At 69.3% G+C, this 17,224-nt stretch carries 15 protein-coding genes; 6 read left to right on the top strand and 9 right to left on the bottom strand.

Going from position 1 to position 17,224, the window contains the following annotated elements:
• The first annotated feature begins 33 nt into the window (after positions 1-33).
• Both G406_RS0118265 and G406_RS0118260 read left to right on the top strand, forming a co-directional pair.
• A complete protein-coding gene (locus G406_RS0118265; RefSeq protein WP_028934949.1) occupies positions 34-921 on the top strand; it encodes a 5-oxoprolinase subunit C family protein in 888 nt (295 codons plus the stop codon).
• Complete coding sequence (locus G406_RS0118260; protein WP_028934948.1) at positions 918-2,249, top strand: MFS transporter; 1,332 nt, start codon at positions 918-920, stop codon at positions 2,247-2,249. Before G406_RS0118265 ends, G406_RS0118260 begins: the two co-directional genes overlap by 4 nt.
• Positions 2,250-2,304: 55 nt before the next feature.
• Here G406_RS0118260 and G406_RS54145 read toward each other — a convergent pair whose 3' ends face one another.
• The 3 genes from G406_RS54145 to G406_RS0118245 all read right to left on the bottom strand — a co-directional run bounded on the left by G406_RS54145 (position 2,305) and on the right by G406_RS0118245 (position 4,275).
• Positions 2,305-3,336 (bottom strand): alpha/beta fold hydrolase, encoded by a 1,032-nt coding sequence (locus G406_RS54145; RefSeq protein WP_169736719.1) that lies wholly within the window; start codon positions 3,334-3,336, stop codon positions 2,305-2,307.
• Between the two features lie 155 nt (positions 3,337-3,491).
• Positions 3,492-3,797 carry a hypothetical protein gene (locus tag G406_RS0118250; RefSeq protein ID WP_156934973.1) on the bottom strand — a complete coding sequence of 102 codons (306 nt, stop codon included), beginning with the start codon at positions 3,795-3,797 and terminating at the stop codon, positions 3,492-3,494.
• A 166-nt stretch (positions 3,798-3,963) separates the two neighbouring features.
• Positions 3,964-4,275 (bottom strand): hypothetical protein, encoded by a 312-nt coding sequence (locus tag G406_RS0118245; protein ID WP_028934946.1) that lies wholly within the window; start codon positions 4,273-4,275, stop codon positions 3,964-3,966.
• 233 nt (positions 4,276-4,508) lie between these two features.
• On the opposite strand from G406_RS0118245, the gene G406_RS55780 reads away from it, so the two are divergent.
• The 4 genes from G406_RS55780 to G406_RS0118225 all read left to right on the top strand — a co-directional run bounded on the left by G406_RS55780 (position 4,509) and on the right by G406_RS0118225 (position 6,087).
• Positions 4,509-4,685 carry a DUF397 domain-containing protein gene (locus G406_RS55780; RefSeq protein WP_084216159.1) on the top strand — a complete coding sequence of 59 codons (177 nt, stop codon included), beginning with the start codon at positions 4,509-4,511 and terminating at the stop codon, positions 4,683-4,685.
• A 45-nt stretch (positions 4,686-4,730) separates the two neighbouring features.
• Positions 4,731-5,078, top strand: a complete 348-nt coding sequence (locus G406_RS47810; RefSeq protein ID WP_064742966.1) for a DUF6247 family protein — start codon at positions 4,731-4,733, stop codon at positions 5,076-5,078.
• Positions 5,079-5,333, top strand: a complete 255-nt coding sequence (locus G406_RS0118230) for a hypothetical protein (RefSeq protein WP_028934945.1) — start codon at positions 5,079-5,081, stop codon at positions 5,331-5,333.
• Between the two features lie 127 nt (positions 5,334-5,460).
• The gene (locus tag G406_RS0118225; RefSeq protein WP_028934944.1) at positions 5,461-6,087 is read left to right on the top strand and encodes a superoxide dismutase; all 627 of its coding nucleotides are present in this window, start codon (positions 5,461-5,463) and stop codon (positions 6,085-6,087) included.
• 81 nt (positions 6,088-6,168) lie between these two features.
• Here G406_RS0118225 and G406_RS47805 read toward each other — a convergent pair whose 3' ends face one another.
• The 6 genes from G406_RS47805 to G406_RS0118195 are packed head-to-tail and all read right to left on the bottom strand — an operon-like array spanning position 6,169 to position 16,820.
• The gene (locus G406_RS47805; protein ID WP_169736718.1) at positions 6,169-6,519 is read right to left on the bottom strand and encodes a type II toxin-antitoxin system PemK/MazF family toxin; all 351 of its coding nucleotides are present in this window, start codon (positions 6,517-6,519) and stop codon (positions 6,169-6,171) included.
• On the bottom strand, positions 6,516-6,800 hold the full coding sequence (locus G406_RS0118215) for a hypothetical protein (protein WP_028934943.1): 285 nt from the start codon (positions 6,798-6,800) through the stop codon (positions 6,516-6,518). Before G406_RS0118215 ends, G406_RS47805 begins: the two co-directional genes overlap by 4 nt.
• A 59-nt stretch (positions 6,801-6,859) precedes the next feature.
• The gene (locus tag G406_RS0118210) at positions 6,860-7,072 is read right to left on the bottom strand and encodes a hypothetical protein (protein ID WP_028934942.1); all 213 of its coding nucleotides are present in this window, start codon (positions 7,070-7,072) and stop codon (positions 6,860-6,862) included.
• Between the two features lie 43 nt (positions 7,073-7,115).
• Positions 7,116-7,979 (bottom strand): alpha/beta fold hydrolase, encoded by an 864-nt coding sequence (locus G406_RS0118205; RefSeq protein WP_051342298.1) that lies wholly within the window; start codon positions 7,977-7,979, stop codon positions 7,116-7,118.
• Positions 7,976-16,012 (bottom strand): type I polyketide synthase, encoded by an 8,037-nt coding sequence (locus G406_RS54140; RefSeq protein WP_028934940.1) that lies wholly within the window; start codon positions 16,010-16,012, stop codon positions 7,976-7,978. Before G406_RS54140 ends, G406_RS0118205 begins: the two co-directional genes overlap by 4 nt.
• Positions 15,996-16,820, bottom strand: coding sequence for a prenyltransferase/squalene oxidase repeat-containing protein (locus G406_RS0118195; protein WP_028934939.1), 825 nt, complete (start codon positions 16,818-16,820; stop codon positions 15,996-15,998). The genes G406_RS54140 and G406_RS0118195 overlap by 17 nt, the downstream gene beginning before the upstream one ends.
• Between the last annotated feature and the right edge of the window lie 404 nt (positions 16,821-17,224).

The following is a 17,224-nucleotide window of genomic DNA, read 5'->3' as shown; positions in this document are numbered from 1 at the left end:
CGGCTCGACCTGTGGGCGTCCCGCCCGCCCTGCATGGAGGTTCTGGCCACCGGGCCGTCGGCCACCATCCAGGACGTCGGCCGCCCCGGCCTCGCCGAGCTCGGCGTCGGCGCCTCGGGCGCGGTCGACCGGCACAGCCTGCGGCTGGCCAACCGACTGGTCGGCAACCCGGAGAACAACGCGGCGATCGAAGCCACGTTCGGCGGCCTGACCGTCCGCTTCACCCGCGCCGCGCTGATCGCGGTCACCGGAGCCCCCTGCCCGATGACGGTGACCGGCGGCGCCAGCAGAGGCGTCGGGATGTACACGCCGATGCACGTCTACGCAGGCACCGAGCTGCGGCTGGGCATGCCGACCGAGGGAATGCGCACCTACCTGGCGGTGCGCGGCGGCATCGCGGTGCCGCTGGTGCTCGGTGCGCGCGCCACCGACACCCTCGCCGGGCTCGGCCCCGCGCCGCTCGAACCGGGTTCGATGTTGCGGATCGGCACGCAGACCGCCGAGTACCCGAACGTCGACCTCGCCCCGCAGCGTGCGTACCCGGACCGGCCGGTGCTGCGGGTGCTGCCCGGCCCGCGCGATCACTGGTTCGTCGACGACGCGCTGGCCACACTGTGCGCGCGCGACGGCTACGAGGTCACCGCGCAGAGCAACCGGATCGGCATCCGGCTCGCCGGACCGGCCCTGCGCCACCGCCACGTCCGGGAGCTGCCGCCGGAGCCCACCGTCGAAGGCGCCCTGCAGGTGCCGCCGGCGGGCCAGCCGATCCTGTTCCTCGCCGACCACCCGGTCACCGGCGGCTACCCGGTCATCGGCGTCGTGCACCCCGACGACCTGTGGATCGCCGCGCACGCAAGACCCGGACAACGACTCCGATTCGTCCTTGATCGTTCCGCTGACACCACCGAGAGGCAACCATGACCGACACCGAGCACCGGACGCCCAGCGCTCCACGCAAGGTCCTCGCCGCCGCGCTGGTCGGCACCTCGCTGGAGTGGTACGACTTCTTCCTCTACGCCGCCGCCTCCGCGGTGGTGTTCAACAAGCTGTTCTTCCCCTCGTTCAGCCCGGTCGCCGGGACGCTGCTGGCGTTCACCACCGCCGCCGTCGGCTTCGTGGCACGCCCGCTCGGCGGCATCATCTTCGGTCATATCGGTGACCGGGTCGGCCGCAAGCAGGTACTGATCACCACCCTGCTGATGATGGGCGGCGCGACGTTCCTCATCGGCTGCCTTCCCGGGTTCACCACGATCGGCGTCGCGGCGCCGATCCTGCTCGCCGTGCTGCGGTTCGTCCAGGGCATCGGGCTCGGCGGCGAGTGGGGCGGCGCGGTGCTGATGACTCTGGAGCACGGCGACCCGAAGCGGCGCGGCTTCAACGCGAGCTGGCCGCAGGTCGGCGTGCCGATGGGCAACCTGGCCGCCGCCGGGGTGCTCGGCGTGCTGTCCGCGGTGCTGCCCGAGGAGGCGTTCCTGTCCTGGGGCTGGCGGATCGGCTTCCTGCTGTCCGGCGTGCTGATGCTGGTCGGGCTGTGGATCCGGCGCACGATCGCGGAGAGCCCGCTGTTCACCGAGGTCGAGAACAAGGGTGAGAAGGTCAAGCTGCCGCTGCTCGAGGTGATCCGCAACCACCCGCGCGGGCTGCTCGTGTCGATGGGCCTGCGGATCGGCACCGACGTCGCCTTCTACACCTTCACCTCCTACATCCTGGTGTACCTGAGCACCGCGCTCGGGATCAGCAAGAGCGTCGGCCTGAACGCCGTACTGATCGCCTCAGCCGTGCAGATCCCGCTCATCCCGCTGTTCGGTTCGCTGTCCGACCGCTACGGCCGCCGCCCCGTCTACGCGATCGGCGCGGTCAGCGCGGCGCTCTGGTCGTTCGCCTTCTTCCCGCTGCTGGACACCAAGTCGACCGTGGTGATCGTCCTGGCCACGATCGTCGCGTTGATCACCCACGCCTGCATGTACGGCCCGCAGGCCTCGTTCGTGGCGGAGCTGTTCGCGACGAAGCTGCGGTTCTCCGGCGCCGCCGGCTACCAGCTCGCCGGGGTGATCAGCGGCGGTATCGCGCCGATCGTGTCGATCGCGCTGGTCGCCCAGTTCGGCACGGTCTACGCGGTCTCGGTCTACGTGGTGGCGATGCTCGCCCTGACCCTGATCGCGCTGAAGGCCGCACCCGAAACCGCGCACGCCGACCTGGCCGACGACGCCCCGGTGCACCCGCAACCCCTGTCGACCCGCCCCCACTAGGAACGACCCGTGAGTGTTCTGGGTTGCTATGGCAACCCAGAACACTCACGGCTGTTCAGTGCGAGTGGTGCGCGGCCCAGGTGGACAGGGCGTCGAACCACTGCCGGTAGTGGTTGGAGAGGTTCAGGTCGTGGCCTGAACCCTGCTGGACGTAGGTGTCCAGGGTTCTGGCGTTCGTGAAGTAGGGCTGTTCACTGGTGCGCAGGACCTGCTGGTTCGAGCAGTCGGCGAGCGTGACGACGGCCGGTCCGCAGCCGAAGGCGGCGTCCTTGTTGCCGACCGCGATCAGGGTCGGCGCGGTGACCCGGTTCATGTCCAGCTGGTAGGTCGGGAACGAGGTCAGCTCGTTGGCCGTCAAGGTGTCCTTCGTGGCGGCGTCCGTCGCGACGACCTTGGGGTCGGCGTCGTCGGGCGCGTAGAACGACTTCTTCCGATCGGGCCCGTCGATCGTCAGCTCGCCGACGGGGCGATTCGCCAGCCTGGGGTCGCCATCGGTCTGGGTCGGTTTGAGGATCACCGGCACCGCCGCGAGGAAGCTCGCCCGGGGGAAGTGGCTGAATCCGGTCAGCGCGAGCGCGTCGACGTCGTGATAGGTGGCCGCCTCGTCGACCGCCACGATCGAGCCCAGCGAATGACCGGCGAGCAACACTCGCGAGAACCGCTGCCCGCCGACCTTTCCGGCACGCAGCGCGTCGATCACCTGATGAATCGAGGACGCGTCCGCCTGGACCGTCACCAATTGCGGATCGACCTGGGTGGAACGCCCGGTGTCCAATCGATCCATCGCTAACGTCGCCTGTCCGTGATCCTGGGCATAGCGCGCGTAGGACCTCTCAGGGAAATCCCAGTATATTCGATTGTAGGTCGCCCCGGGAACGAGAACCTGAATGGCATCGACCCGTTCCTCAGGCAGGCAGAGCGACCCGGCGATCCGGGCGTGCGCATCGCCGGCGACCGCGACCGGTACGGAAACTTCCTGGCAGGATGCCTGTTCGTCAGCCCACGCGGGTGTGGAAACGATCATTCCGCTGATCAACAGAATTGATCCGACAACGGCACAACGACGGATCGAGCGAGCAATCTTCACTGAGCGCATCCTCATCAGGGCGGGACGTGATTACGGGGATGCGAGGAGGGTAAGTGACGGAAACTTTCACACCGGTCGGGCGATATCGTCACACTACGTTCGCATTAGCGCGAATAATTACCCGCCTGAAAACTTACCACTGCTGGTTTTACAATTCATAACGCTATCCCGAACGCGCGCTCCTCGCGGAGGCCGCCGCGTCTGCGCGCCAGCCCTCGAGCCCACAGGCGTGACTCGACGTGGGTCACCGGCTGTAGGTATGTGGTGGGCGGCGGGGACTCCGGCCACGGTGTGACGTCCCGAGCCGGCACCTCCCTGGCGATCGAGCCGATCCGCACCCGGATCGTCGGCCACGCGGCGTCACGCACGCCGCTCAGCGCCTGACCGAACCATGTGGTTCCGCGCGTATCGACGAACGCGATCGTGTCGCCGGGATGGATACAGCCGTCACGATGACTCATCGTGATCACCGCCTGTGCGTCCTGGGAGGGTTCTCGCCCAGTGTCCGGTCCGAGCGGTGGCCTTCTCCAGGAACTCTTTGCCCAGCGTGCGCCGCACGCGGTTACAGCTCGCTGGGTCGGTCAGCGATCCGTTACCGGGGTCGGGCCTCGCTGTGTGGGACGAAACTCAGTACTCGACGTGCGTGTTGACGTGGTGGCCCGCGCCGCAGTTCAGCTCGGCAGGCTGGGCGCCCGTCACCCACGGGCCCTTCGTCGCGGAGCTCGTACGCCGGCCGTTCGGATCACGCTGCGTACAGGTCGCCACGATGCGGTGGCGCGGCGCGGTCGGCGGGCAGGTCGCGGAGGCGCGTGACCGGTCGACCGAGGTGATCGCACACTTGGGCCCGGTCGGCGCCGCATTGGCGACCAGCCCCAGCGAGGTGAAACCCCAGGTCAGCACAGTCACGACGGAGAGCACACCGAACCGCTTGAGATCCACCTCAAGATCTTATCTGCGCGCCCCAGCTCGCACAGACCGAGTACACGCCGCACAAAGGCCCGCGGGCGCCCCCCGGGCGGCTGTGCACACCTTCGTGCTGTGTTGCACACGTCCGGACATGTGCGACACAGCACGAAGGTGCGCAAAGTGGGACCTCTGGGACGTTTGGGGTCAGTGCGCCGACGCGGTAGGGACTTCGCATGGCTGGCCTGCGAAGTCACCCATGAGCCCTACTGGCGCAGCCCGCGCACACCACCGCTGCCCGGCCACCCGACAACCAGTGCGTCGAGGTGGCGGTCCTACCGAACGGCTCGGTCCTGCTCCGCGACAGCAAGATCGGCACCACCAGCCCCACTCTCACCTTCACCCCCACCCAGTGGCAGACCTTCCTCACGACCGCGCGTCACTAACTCGGCTCCCGTGACGAAGCACAGAGGGGTGGCTATCGTTGCGTCATGACAGCGGCTGCTGGAAATCCCTACGGCGCTTCGCCGGTTCCCGCGTTACCCCCGGGAACGTCGCCCGCGGCCATCCGGGACGCGTTGATCGATGAGGAACGCGCCGAGTTCGAGCAGGCCTACCAGCAGGCGCTGACCGAGGCTTCTCAGACACTCGACCTGAACCGCGTGCTCGACGTGCTGCGCAACTACCACCGCATCGCATGGATGACCCAAAAGCAGGGCCCCGAGGCGCATCGACGAATGCTGGACAAGGCAGCCGAGATCCTGCGGACAGGCAAGAACCCCGACGCAGTGCCGCTGGAAGATCACCTAGCTCTGATCAATAGGAAGCTCGGCAGATAGGTGTATCGGGTCATCCCCGACGACGCGGTACATGCTCAGGTCAACGTTCTACCTGGCTCCGCGCTGATCCATTACGCGGAGGCGCTCGCGGCTCTTGAGGTCGCGCCGTTGAGCCTCGGGCGTCCTTACAACGAGAACAGGCCGGATGCGCCCATGCGTGAGCTGATCTTCGGCCCCGCTGGTGAAGGCGCCATCACATACCTGGTGATGGAACGCGACCGCGAGGTGCATCTGCTGGTCGTGCAGTGGCTCTGACAGCACGGTCGGCCCGCACCCACGGTTAGCTGGGTCACGTCGGGGTTGACCTCAACCGCTGTTCAGGGACGAGCGTCGGGCCGGTGACCGCCGCGGCCCGCGGCGGCTGACCCGGAGGACGGCTCCCTTGAGCGACTACGTACTGCCCGACCTGCCCTACGACTACGGCGCACTCGCCCCGCACATCGCGGGCGAGATCATGCAGCTGCACCACGACAAGCACCACCAGGCGTACGTGACCGGCGCCAACGCGACGCTGGAGAAGCTCGCCGAGGCCCGGGAGACCGGTTCGTTCGACGCGATCGTCGGGCTGGAGAAGACCCTGGCGTTCAACCTGGGCGGCCACGCCAACCATTCGATCTTCTGGCGCAACCTGTCCCCGGACGGCGGCGACAAGCCCACCGGCGAGCTGGCCGCCGCGATCGACGACGCGTTCGGTTCGTTCGACGCGTTCCGGGCGCACTTCAGCGCGGTGGCGACCACCATCCAGGGCTCCGGGTGGGCGATCCTCGCCTGGGACGCGTTCGGCTCGCGGCTGCTGGTCCACCAGCTCTACGACCAGCAGGCGAACCTGCCGGCCGGGCAGGTCCCGCTGGTCATGCTCGACATGTGGGAGCACGCCTTCTACCTGCAGTACCGCAACGTGAAGCCGGACTACGTGAAGGCCTGGTGGAACGTGGTCAACTGGTCCGACGCATCAACCCGCTTCACCACGGCCCGCACCACGGCCGCCACCCTCTACACCCCCGCCTAACCCGCCCCCACCCTGGCACGAATGTGGCTTTAGGGACGTTGAACGTCCCTAAAGCCACATTCGTGCCAGCGGGAGTGGGGGTCAGGCCGTGATCGTGATGAGTTCGCGGAGTGCGCGGGTGACGGCTTCGCGTTCGTCGGGGGCCGTGATCGAGCCGCATGTGTGCTGCTTATGGAGTCGGCGGCCGTCGATGGCCTTGATCTGGTCGCACATGGCGACGCCCGGGTCGGTGCCCAGCGTGATCCTCGGCTGCCACGGCAGGCCTCGGTCCGTGTGCGTGCAGGGGACGACGATCGTGAGGTTGTTCGGGATCTGGCAGGCCAGTTCGGTGCCGACCACGATGGCGGGCCTGCGGCCTGCCTGTTCGCGGCCGAGCTGAGGGTTGAACTGGATCCACCAGACCTGCCATGGCTCGACGGCCGGCACGCTCACCCATGTACCTCGACGTCGACCTCGGCCCATTCGTGCGCGGCACCCTGGTAGTCGGCCAGCTCGTCGGGGTTGGCCTTCAACCGCGCGATGGCCTCGTAGGACCGCTGGCGGAACAGGATGGTCTCCAGCGCCTCGTCCAACGACGAAGCGCCCAGTTCCACCTTCCGCTGCTCCAGCTTGGCGAGGGTCGCGCGACGTACCCGCATGGTCGTGATGTCATCGGGCGACCTCGGCTTCACCAGCTTCGGACTGACAGCCCCGGCGGGCGTGTTGGTACGCATACGTCAAAGTATACGCCCGAACATATGCGAGAGCACGCGCCACGAGCTGAGTGCCTGAATCAGGCTTCCTCGTCAAGCGCGGCGTCGATATCCGCGTCCGTCGCTACCGGAACACCCGCCCGCTCCGCCATACGCTCAACGGTAATGCGGATGCCGGTTACGTCACGGCGGGTCCGGTATTGAGCTTCGGCGTACGGGCCCTCAATATCAGCCAGGCGCGCCTCAAGAGCGGCCAAGCGCGCGACGATCGCGTTCATGGAGGGAGCAGCCATCGGACAATCCTGCCTGATAACTCCAAGCCACCAAAGCCGGGGTTCAGCTCGTGAGGAAACCTAGGATCGCCTCGCTGACCTGGTCGGGGTTCTCGATGTGCAGGTGGTGGCCGCCGGGCAGGGTCACCTGCCGCATGTCGGGGACCGCGGTGAAGCGCGCCGGGTAGAACGGTTCGTGCAGCGCGGTGCGTTCGGCGTGTACGAGCAGGGTCGGCGCGGTGATGCTGTTCAGGTAGGACAGCACCTGCGGTTCGGTGAAGATCACCGGCGACGGGTAGCGCAGGCGGTTGTCACTGCGCCAGGAGAAGCCGCCGGGGACCGGATGCAGGTCTCGTTCGACCAACAGCTGCGCGGTGTCCAGGAGGATGTCGGCCAGCGCGACCCTCGCCATCACCGCCTGACCCCGGGACCGGTAGACCGGCGCGGGACGGTCGGCCAGGTAGGCGTCCAGGTAGCGGGCGATCGTCTCGCGGCCGGAGTCCGGTTGCTGGGACAGCGGACCGATCGCGTCGATCAGCACCAGCCGGTCGATCAGGCCCGGGCGCAGTCCGGCGACCAGGCTGGACAGCGCACCGCCGAGCGAATGTCCGATCAGGTTGATCCGGTCCCAGCCCTGGGTGTGCACCAGTTCCAGGATCGTCGCAACATGGTCGAAGTAGCTGCAGGTCAGCGACGTGACCGGGTCGGAGAGGCCGTGCCCGGGCAGGTCCACCGCGACCAGCTCACCGGCCAGCGAGCCGGCGCGGTGCAGCAGCGGCGCGAAGCTCGCGCAGTTGTCCAGCCAGCCGTGCAGCAACAGCGTCGGGATGCCGGCGCCTGCCCTGCGCCTGCCCCGCAGCGTGATACCGGCGCGGGGCAGCGCGAACTCGACTTCCTCGACGGTCACCCGGTCGTCCACCTCGGTCATGCGGCCATCTCCCCCAGCAGTCGCTCCGCCAGCTGCGCGACGCTCGGGCCCTTCATCAGCTCCATGATCGTCACCTTCGCGCCGAGCTCCCGTTCCAGCCACGCGCAGATCTCCACCGCGAGCAGCGAGTCGAGATAGTCCATCAGCGGTTTGTCGTCGTCCAGGTCGGACAACGGCATGCCGAGCACCGTGCTCACCCTGGCCTTCAGACCGGCACGCAGCAGCTCGTCGCGGGCGTCGCCGGTGTGCGCGCGCAGCTGCTGGGCCAGCGTGCCGCCCGCCGCCGCGCCGATCGTCTCCCCGGACCATGCCTCGTACAGCGGCGCGTAGCGTGGCTGGGTGTCGGCGTCGAAACCGTGGCGGGCGAAGAACGTCGACCAGTCCATCGGCAGGACACCGGTGTTCGGGTGCTGCCCGGTCAGCAGCAGCCGCATGACCCGGTAGGCCTGGGCGGCGGTGAAGTCCCGCAGCCCGGCCGCGCCGACCAGCCGGGCGACCTCGGCGTTGCGTGCCACGTACCCGGCGTCGGACACCGCGCCGAAGTTGATCGCCAGCGCCGGGAGTCCCTGGTGCCTGCGCAGCTGGGCGAGGTGGTCGAGGAAGGCGTTCGCGGCGCCGTAGTTCGCCTGGCCGATGTTGCCGATCATCGACGTCGCCGAGGAGAACAGCACAAACGCGTCCAGCGGCAGGTGCGCGGTCAGCTCGTGCAGGTGCCACGCGCCGAGTGCCTTGGGCCGGATCGCCCTGGCCATCCGGGGCTCGTCGAGCTCGGTGACCAGCGCGTCGTCCAGGACCATCGCGCAGTGCAGGACCCCGCGCAGCCCGGTTCCGACGCGGTCGACGACCTCGCTCAGCGCGGCGCGGTCGGTGATGTCGACGGCCTCGGCCGTCACCGTGACGCCGCGGTCGCGCAGCAGCTCCAGGGTCTGTTTCGCCTCATCGCTCGCCGGGCCGGAGCGGCCCAGCAGCACCAGGTTCCGGACGCCCTCGGTGGCCAGCGCGTCGGCCATCGCCAGGCCGAGACCGCCGAAGCCGCCGGTGATGAGCCAGGTGCCGGCCGGCTGCATCGGTCGCGGCAGCGGACGCACGTCGACGTCGCGTTCGTCCATCGCGATGACCAGCTTGCCGATGTGGCGGGCGGCCGCCATCTGCCGGAACGCTGCCTCGGTCTGGCTGGGCTGCCACACCCGGTACGGCAGCGGCCGCAGCTGGCCGCCGGCGAACAGCTCGGACAGGTGGTTCAGCGTGGCGCGCACCTGCTCGGGGCGGTCCACCAGCAGCTGGCGCAGGTCGAAGCTGAAGTAGCTCAGGTTGCGCAGGAACGGGCGCAGGCCCAGCTTGCGGTTGTCCAGCAGGTCACGTTTGCCGATCTCCACGAACCGGCCGTAAGGGGCGAGGCAGTCGAGGGTGCGCGCGGCGACGTCGCCGGCGATCGAGTTGAGCACGACGTCGACGCCGTGGCCGTCGGTGGCGTGGTGGATGTCGTCGACGAAGCGCAGTGAGCGGGAATCCATCACGTGATGGACGCCCAGCTCGGTCAGCAGCGACCGCTTCTCCTCTGTGCCGGCGGTGGCGAAGACCTCGGCGCCGGCGCGCAGCGCGATCTGGATCGCGGCCAGCCCGGTGCCGCCGGCGGCCGAATGGATCAGCACGCGGTCGCCGGAGCGGATCCTGGCGAGCTCCTCGAGGGCATACCAGGCGGTGAGGAAGACGATCGGGACCGACGCCGCCTCCTCGAAGCTCAGCCGCTCCGGCTTGGCAACGACACAACGCGCGTCGAGGGTGACGTGCGAGGCGAGAGTGCCCTGCGCGCTGTGGACGACCATGACCTGGTCGCCGATCTTCAGACTGCTCTCGGCCCCGACCCGGGTGACGACACCGGCGGCCTCGGCGCCGAACCGGAACTCGCTCGACGACTCCAGGGGCGGGACCTGACCGAGCGCAGTCATGACGTCCAGGAAGTTCAGCCCGGCCGCGCGGACCTCCACCTCGACCTCGCTGGGTTGCGGCGCGGGCCGTCGCGTCTCGGCGAAGTGCAGTTCGGCCAGCTCGCCCGGGGAGCGCAGCTCGAGTGCGTACCCGGCGTCGGCCGCCAGCTCGGTTGCCCTCACCGGCGGGACGACGTCCTTCGCGGGCAGTGGGGTGAGACGGCGGACGAACCGCTGGCCGGCGCGGATCGCCAGCTCCCGCTCGGCCGTCGGCGCGCGCAGGACGTCCCACACATGGCGCGCGTCGTCCGGCTCCGGCTCGGCGGCCAGATCGATCATGGTGAGCCGCGCCTGCGGGAACTCCAGCCCCGCCACGGTCGCGAACCCCCACACCGGCCCGCCCGCGACCACGCCCGCACCCGGCGAGTCGGGGTTTTCGTCAGGATGAGTCGCGGTTTCCGTCAGCCCGGCCCTGTGGCTCGTCACGCCAAGGCTTCGGCCCGTCGCGCCAAGGCTCTGGCCCGTCGCGGCGGATGTCCCGACTCGCGCGGACGAATCTCCCGACTCGCCCTGCTGAATATCCCGACTCGCGCTGACGGAATCCCCGACTCGCGGTGCTGACGTGCCCGACTCGCTGTGCTGCGACGCCCGACTCGCGGAGGAGGCGGGTGCCGAACCCACGCGAGTAGGGGACGTGGGCACACCGAGCTGGGGGTTTGAGCACACCTGCTCGTGTGCTGAATCTCCCGACTCGCCGTGCTCGGACGCCCGACTCGCGGAGGAGGCGGGTGCCGAACCCGCGCGAGTCGGGGACGCGGGCACACCGAGTCGGGAGTCTGAGCACACCTGCTCGTGTGCCGGATCTCCCGACTCGCCGTGCTCGGACGCCCGACTCGCGGAGAAGGCGGGCGCCGAACCCGCGCGAGTCGGGGACGTGGGCACACCGAGTTGGGGGTGTGAGCACACCTCCCGGTGTGCTGAGGCGCCCGACTCGGTGTGCTGAGAACCCCGACTCGCGGGGGTGAGGGGGTGTGTGGGGGTGGAGAGGGTGTGGGCGCCCTGGGTGATCGTGTAGAGCCTTGGCCAGGTGTCCGGGTTGGACTCGGCCAGGGTGCGTAGCAAGTTGGTCAGGGTCAGGCAGGCGTTCGTGCCGTGCGTGACCAGGGTTTCCGCGTCGGGGCGGTCGCCGGACTGGGTGCGGCCGACGATCGTCACGACGCCGGTGGTGGCTGCCAGGTCCGGGAGGTCGGCTTCGCTGGTGAGCGTCGCCCGGCCGCCCTGGTCGGTGATCAGTGCGACCAGCTGGGCGCCGAGCGCGTCGCCGGGGTCGGCGAGGATCAGCCAGTCGCCCGGCTCGGCCGCCGGTTGCGCGACGTGCTCCGCCGGGTGCGACCCCACGGCGGCCAGCAGCAGCGTCTGGGAGCCGGGGCCCTCGTGCCCGGGGTCGGCGAGGGCCGCGACCTGGTCGTAGCCGACCGAGGTCAGCGCCGCGCGCCAGCCGGGGACGTCGAGCAGCGGGCCGTCCGGGCGCAGCGCCAGGTCGCGGCCCGACCACCATCCGGTGGTCAGCCCGAACGTCATGTCCAGGAACCGGTTGCCGGGCATCGCCTCGATCAGGCCGAGCACGCCGCCGGGCGCGAGCAGCTCGCTGATCTGCAGCAGCGTCTTCTTCAGGTCCGACGTGGCGTGCAGGACGTCCGAGGCGAGGACCATGTCGAACGTTCCGGCCAGGAGACCCTGCTCGACCGGGTCGTGCTCCAGGTCCAGGACCTGCGTCGACAGGTTCGGGTACGCGGCGAACCGTTCCTGTGCGGCGTGCGCGAACGCGGGCGAGACGTCGGTGAAGACGTACTCGCAGCGGTCGGCCGGCAGGACCGGCAGCACGTTCGCGGTCAGGCCGCCGGTGCCGCCGCCGACCTCCAGGATGCGCAGCGTGCGCCTCGGGTCGGCGGTCTCGACGAACCGGCGCACCGCCTCGCGCGCCAGCTGGTTGTACAGCCGCGCGATCGGGGAGCTCTGGTAGATCGGCTCGGTCTCGTCCTGCGAGCCCTCCGGGAACAGCAGGTGCAGCGGGTCGAGGACCCCGGTGAGGACCTCGTGCAGCCGTTCACCGGTCTTGCGCAGCAGCAGCAGCTCCCACACGCACGACGGATGCCGGGTCAGCGCCCGCGCCCACAGCTCCCGTGAGTGATTTGGGTTGCCCTGGCAACCCAAATCACTCACGGCTGTGTACGTGCCGTCTTGCTCGGTGAGGAGGCCGTCGGTGACCAGATCGCGCAGGTAGGTGCGCAGGACCCGGTGGAACCTCGGCACCAGGTCGGCCAGGTCGTCGGGGGTGAAGGTCGAGCCCGGGGTGAGTGGCTGACCGAAGGCGCTCAGGCAGGCCCACGTGTAGGCGGCGCAGAGTTCGCGCACGTCGTCCTGGTAGGCGCCCGCGTAGTCGGCCCGCGCCAGACGGTCGACGAACGTGCTGACGTCGATGCTCGCCGCGATGTCGCTCGGGGTACTGGTCAGCGCGCTGGTCGCGGGAGCCTCGGTCGCGGCGGGGTCGGCGCGCCAGGTCAGCTGGTAGAGGTGGTCCTCCAGGCGCTCCTCGGCGTCCACACCGGTCCGGGGCACGACCTTGCCGTGCAGACGGGTGTACTCGGCGACCACCTCGCCGGCCGCGTCGAGCACGTAGATGTCGACCGACAGGCCGCTCTCGTCGAACTTGCGCGCCGAGCTGTAGCACCAGGTCGCGGTACTCGGGTCGCCGTGCAGACGGATGTTCTCGATGCCGGTCGGCAGGTACGCGTACGGCAGCAGCTCGCCGGGGTCGTCGCTGGTCGGGTGCAGGATGGCGCTCTGGAAGAACGCGTCAAGGACCGCGGGGTGGAACAGGTAGTCGGCGGCGGTCCGGCGCAGCGTGCGCGGGATGCTGATCTTCGCCAGCGCCTCACCGGTGCCGGCGTAGAGCCGTTCGATGCCGCAGAACGCGGGACCGTAGTGGTAGCCCTTGGTCCGGAACGTGCCGTAGACCTGCGTCGCGCTGAAGCTGCGGTCGCAGCGTCCCCGTATCTCGTCGAGACTGAAGGAGCGCGGTTCGGACACCGGATCGCGGTGGAAACGGCCACGCACCGCACGCGTCCAGTTGGCGCCCCGTACCGAGCGGTGGTGCACCTCGAAGGTGCCGTCGTCCGGGTTCAGCTCCAGACGACTCAGCTGGTGTTCCTCCGCCGGGAGCACGCAGGCCCGTTCGAACGAGACGTACGCCAGAGCGCACGACTCACCGGTCAGCTCACGTGCCGCGACGAGCGCCGCCTCCACATAGGACGCTCCGGGAACGATGACCGAACCGAAGATGTCGTGGCCGCCCACCCAGCTCAGCCGGTGGTCCGACCAGCGAATCTCCCACGTCGGGCGCACCGAGTCGACCGCCTTGAGCATCGGGTGCGCCTGGCCGCCCGCCCGGTAGCGCCGCGACACCTCGCTCTCGTTCCAGTACGACTCGTGGACCCACCGGTTCGTCGGCAGCTCCACCGCGGCGGCGCCGCCCGGGTAGGGCAGCGTCCAGTCGATGTGGCCGCCGGAGGTGTAGAGCACGCCGAACGCGCCGAGGAAGCTGTCCCAGTCCTGCTTCTTACGCGACAGCGAGGTGAGGACCACCCCATCGAGACCGGCGTCGGTGAGGATCTCACCCAGCGAGTTACCCAGCACCGGGTGCGGGGACAGCTCGATGAACGTGTCGAACCCGTCCGCGATCATCGCGCGGATGCCCGGTTCGAACAGCACCGGCTGACGGAAGTTGCGCCACCAGTACTCGGTGCTCAGCTCGGTGCCCTCGACCAGCGCGCCGGTCATCGTCGAGTACATCGGCAGCCGCGACGGGCCACCCCGCACGTCGGCCAGGATGTCGACGAGCTCGTCGCGCAGCGGGTCCATGTCGGAGCTGTGGCAGGCGCAGTTGACCTTCAGGATGCGCGCGAACACCCCCTGCTCGGTGAGCTGCTCGGCGACCCGGTCCAGCACCTCGCGGCGACCGGACAGGGTGGAGGCGCGCGGAGAGTTGCGCGCGGAGATCCACATGTCGTCCGGGTGCTGTGCGCACAGCGCGGCGGCCTCCGGCTCGCTGAGCGCGACGAACATCATCGCGCCGGTCGGATCGGCCGTCTCCTGGATGCGCGAGCGGTGACAGATGACCTCCAACGCGGTGTCCAGGTCGAGCGAGCCGGACACGTGGGCGGCGGCGATCTCGCCCATGCTGTGCCCGAGGACGCCGTCCGGGACGACGCCGTGAGCACGCCACAGCTCGGCGAGCGCGACCTGCAGCGCGAACATCGTCGGCTGCAGGCAGTAGGTCGACTGGACGTGGGAGGACTGCTCGTCGGCGATCAGCTCCTCGTAGATCGACCAGCCCAGGTACTTGCGCGCGAGCCGGTCGCACTCGAGGATCTTCTCCCGGTAGACCGGGCTGGTCTCCAGGAGCTGGCGGCCCATCGCCCACCACTGCGGACCCTGGCCGTTGAACAGGAACGCGACCTTGCCCTGCTTCTTGCGCACCACCCCGGCGGTGACGCTCGGCGAGGGCCGGCCGTCGGCGAAGGCCCGCAGCCCCGCCGCGGCGTCCCCGGCCAGGACGCTGAGCCGGTGGTTGTGGTGACTGCGCCGCAATGCCAGATGCGCGCCCAGCCGCTCCAGGTCGACGTCCGGTTCCGCGTCGAGCTTGTCGGCGAACGCCTCCGCCAGCCGAGCCAGCCCCACCTCACTACGAGCACTCAAGGTCAGGACCCGTGAGTGATTTGGGCTGCCGGAGCAGCCCAAATCACTCACGGGGGGCGGGGCCGCGATGACGACGTTGGCGTTGGTGCCGCCGAAGCCGAACGAGTTGACCGCCGCGATCGGCATCGCGTAGTGCTCCGGCCAGGGCAGCGTCTCGGTCGGGACGGCGAGGTTCCAGGAGTCGAAGTCGATCGCCGGGTTCGGCGCGCGGTAGTGCAGCGTCGGCGGGATCTCGCGGCGGTGCACGCTGATCGCGGCCTTGATCAGCCCGGCGATGCCGGCACCCGCCTCCAGGTGCCCGATGTTCGTCTTGATCGACCCGAGGTACCCGAGGTGCTCGCGGCGCACCGACAGCACCTCGCCCAGCGCGTTCGCCTCGATCGGGTCGCCGACCGGGGTGCCGGTGCCGTGCGCCTCGACGTACCCGACCTCGGCGCCGGTCACACCGGCCTCGGCCAGTGCGTCGCGGAAGTTCGCGGCCTGCGCGGTCCCGCTGGGCAGCGTGATGCCCTGGGTGCGGCCGTCCTGGTTGACCGCCGAGCCGCGGATCACCGCGTACACCCGGTCGCGGTCCTCCAGCGCCTGAGCGAGGGGCTTCAGCACGATCACGCCGGCGCCCTCGCCCCGGACGTAGCCGTTGGCGCGCGAGTCGAACGCGCGCGACCGGGCGTCCGGCGACAGCATCGAGGCCTGGCTCAGCGCGATCGGGAACTGCGGGGTCAGCATCAGGTTGACGCCACCCGCGATCGCCAGCCCGCTCTCCCCGCGCCGCAGGCTCTGCGCGGCCAGGTGCACCGCGACCAGCGAGGACGAGCACGCGGTGTCGATCGTCATGCTCGGCCCGCGCAGGTCGAACGTGTAGGACAGCCGGTTGGACAGGATCGACATGAACGTGCCGGTCGCCGAGTGCGGGCCGAGTCCCTCCAGCTCACCGGGCGCGGTCTGCAGCCCGCCGTAGTCCTGGCTGCACCCACCGACGAACACACCGGTGTCGCCGCCGGCGAGCCGGTCCGGGACGATGCCGGCGTCCTCCAGTGCTTCCCACGCGACCTCGAGGAGCAGCCGCTGCTGCGGGTCCATCTGCTCGGCGACCCGCCCGGAGATGCCGAAGAACGCGGCGTCGAAACCGTCGATCGCGTCGAGGAAACCGGCTTCGCGGGCATTCATCCGGCCCGGCTGCTGCGAGCGCGGCGAGTAGAACCGGTCGACGTCCCACCGGTCGGCCGGCACCGGGCCGATCGCGTCGACGCCGTCGGTGAGCAGCCGCCACAGCGACTCCTGGTCGGTGACCCCACCCGGGAGACGACAGCCGATCCCGACGATCGCGATGTCAGATGTGGGTGTCAAGGAGGCCCTCCAACGCGGCGAGGCGGTGCAGGACCGCCAGGACTTGAGCGGTCGTGAAGATGTGCTGGGTCGCGCGGAACGAGCGGTAGGTGCCGGTGTCCGGGTACGGGTAGGAGCCGCCGTCCCAGGAACCGTCGGGGCGTTGACGGGCGAGCAGCCAGAGCAGGCCTCGACGGACCGCGAGGTGGCCGGCGTCCATGCCGGCGTAGGCGAGGGTCTCCAGCGCGAGCGCGGTGTGCTGTTCCGGCGAGGAGTACTCGCCGAACCCGTCGACCTCGGTGTACCAGCTGCCGTCGGCCCGTTGCTGGGACAGCACGAATTCGCAGGCGTGCGCGACGGCGGAATGGTGGCCGAGCTGCGCGAGCGCCGCCACGGCCGGGCGGATCAGGTAGTAGTAGGTGCTGTAGTAGTACCAATTCAGGCCGAAATGCCCTTCAGGGCGCCGGGCCTGGTCGAGGAACTCCAGCGCGCCGTCGAGGTCTTTCGGATCGAGGTCCAGCCCGAGCAGCGCCAGGAGCGCGAAACCGGTCACCGAGGACTCGGTCTGGAACGCCTTCGGGATGTGTGAGTGCACCTCGGCCCACGCGCCGTTCGGGAGCTGTTGCTCACGCAGGAACAGCGCTTTGGGCAGCGCTTCGTCGTCCAGCCCGAGCAACGTCAGCGCCGCGACGTATTCGCTGCTGGTTTCCGTGCAGTACTCGTCGGGAGCGGTATCCAGGACACCCCAGCTGAGCATGCCGCTCGGCTTTTGCCGCCCCCGCAGGAAATCCAGCACCTGGTCGAGAGTGCGCCGCTCGACCACGCCCACCGTGTCTTTCCACAGTGAAATAGCTTTGAGCGCGTTGACCGAATCCCATTCTTGAAAGATCAAGATGTCGCGGTCGTCCACGATCGAGCCGGCCGGCGTTTGCCGAGCCTGGAAGAATAACAGAGCGGCGCCGACCGTCTCACGAATGGTGCGACCCTGCGTGCGGGCGACCTGGCTCAGCGTGGACGTCCCCAGCCTGTCGATATCAGTCCACTCTTGTGACGCCAAACCCCGTGCCCCTAGCCCTTGACCTACACTTTACGTGAACTTTCTGGTCGCCCAGTGAGGTGAACGTACCACTCTTTTGACCGGGCCTTAAGTAAGGTGATCCGATCGAGGGAACCTCGCGGCAGGCGCCGCAACAATTGTGTAACAACCGATTTAACGGCCAGCGACAACGAGGT

The sequence above is a fragment of the Actinospineispora spinosispora DSM 44797 genome (assembly GCF_000429025.1).
In the GTDB taxonomy this organism is placed as follows: domain Bacteria; phylum Actinomycetota; class Actinomycetes; order Mycobacteriales; family Pseudonocardiaceae; genus Pseudonocardia; species Pseudonocardia spinosispora.
This window is presented reverse-complemented; position numbering and strand designations above follow the sequence as displayed.

Bases quoted from the DNA above. Each gene is read 5' to 3' on its own strand.
- G406_RS0118265 (WP_028934949.1), top strand. From the start codon at position 34: ATGGAGGTTCTGGCCACCGGGCCGTCGGCCACCATCCAGGACGTCGGC.
- G406_RS0118260 (WP_028934948.1), top strand. From the start codon at position 918: ATGACCGACACCGAGCACCGGACGCCCAGCGCTCCACGCAAGGTCCTC.
- G406_RS0118250 (WP_156934973.1), bottom strand. From the start codon at position 3,797: ATGAGTCATCGTGACGGCTGTATCCATCCCGGCGACACGATCGCGTTC.
- G406_RS47810 (WP_064742966.1), top strand. From the start codon at position 4,731: ATGACAGCGGCTGCTGGAAATCCCTACGGCGCTTCGCCGGTTCCCGCG.
- G406_RS0118215 (WP_028934943.1), bottom strand. From the start codon at position 6,800: ATGCGTACCAACACGCCCGCCGGGGCTGTCAGTCCGAAGCTGGTGAAG.
- G406_RS0118210 (WP_028934942.1), bottom strand. From the start codon at position 7,072: ATGGCTGCTCCCTCCATGAACGCGATCGTCGCGCGCTTGGCCGCTCTT.
- G406_RS0118205 (WP_051342298.1), bottom strand. From the start codon at position 7,979: ATGACCGAGGTGGACGACCGGGTGACCGTCGAGGAAGTCGAGTTCGCG.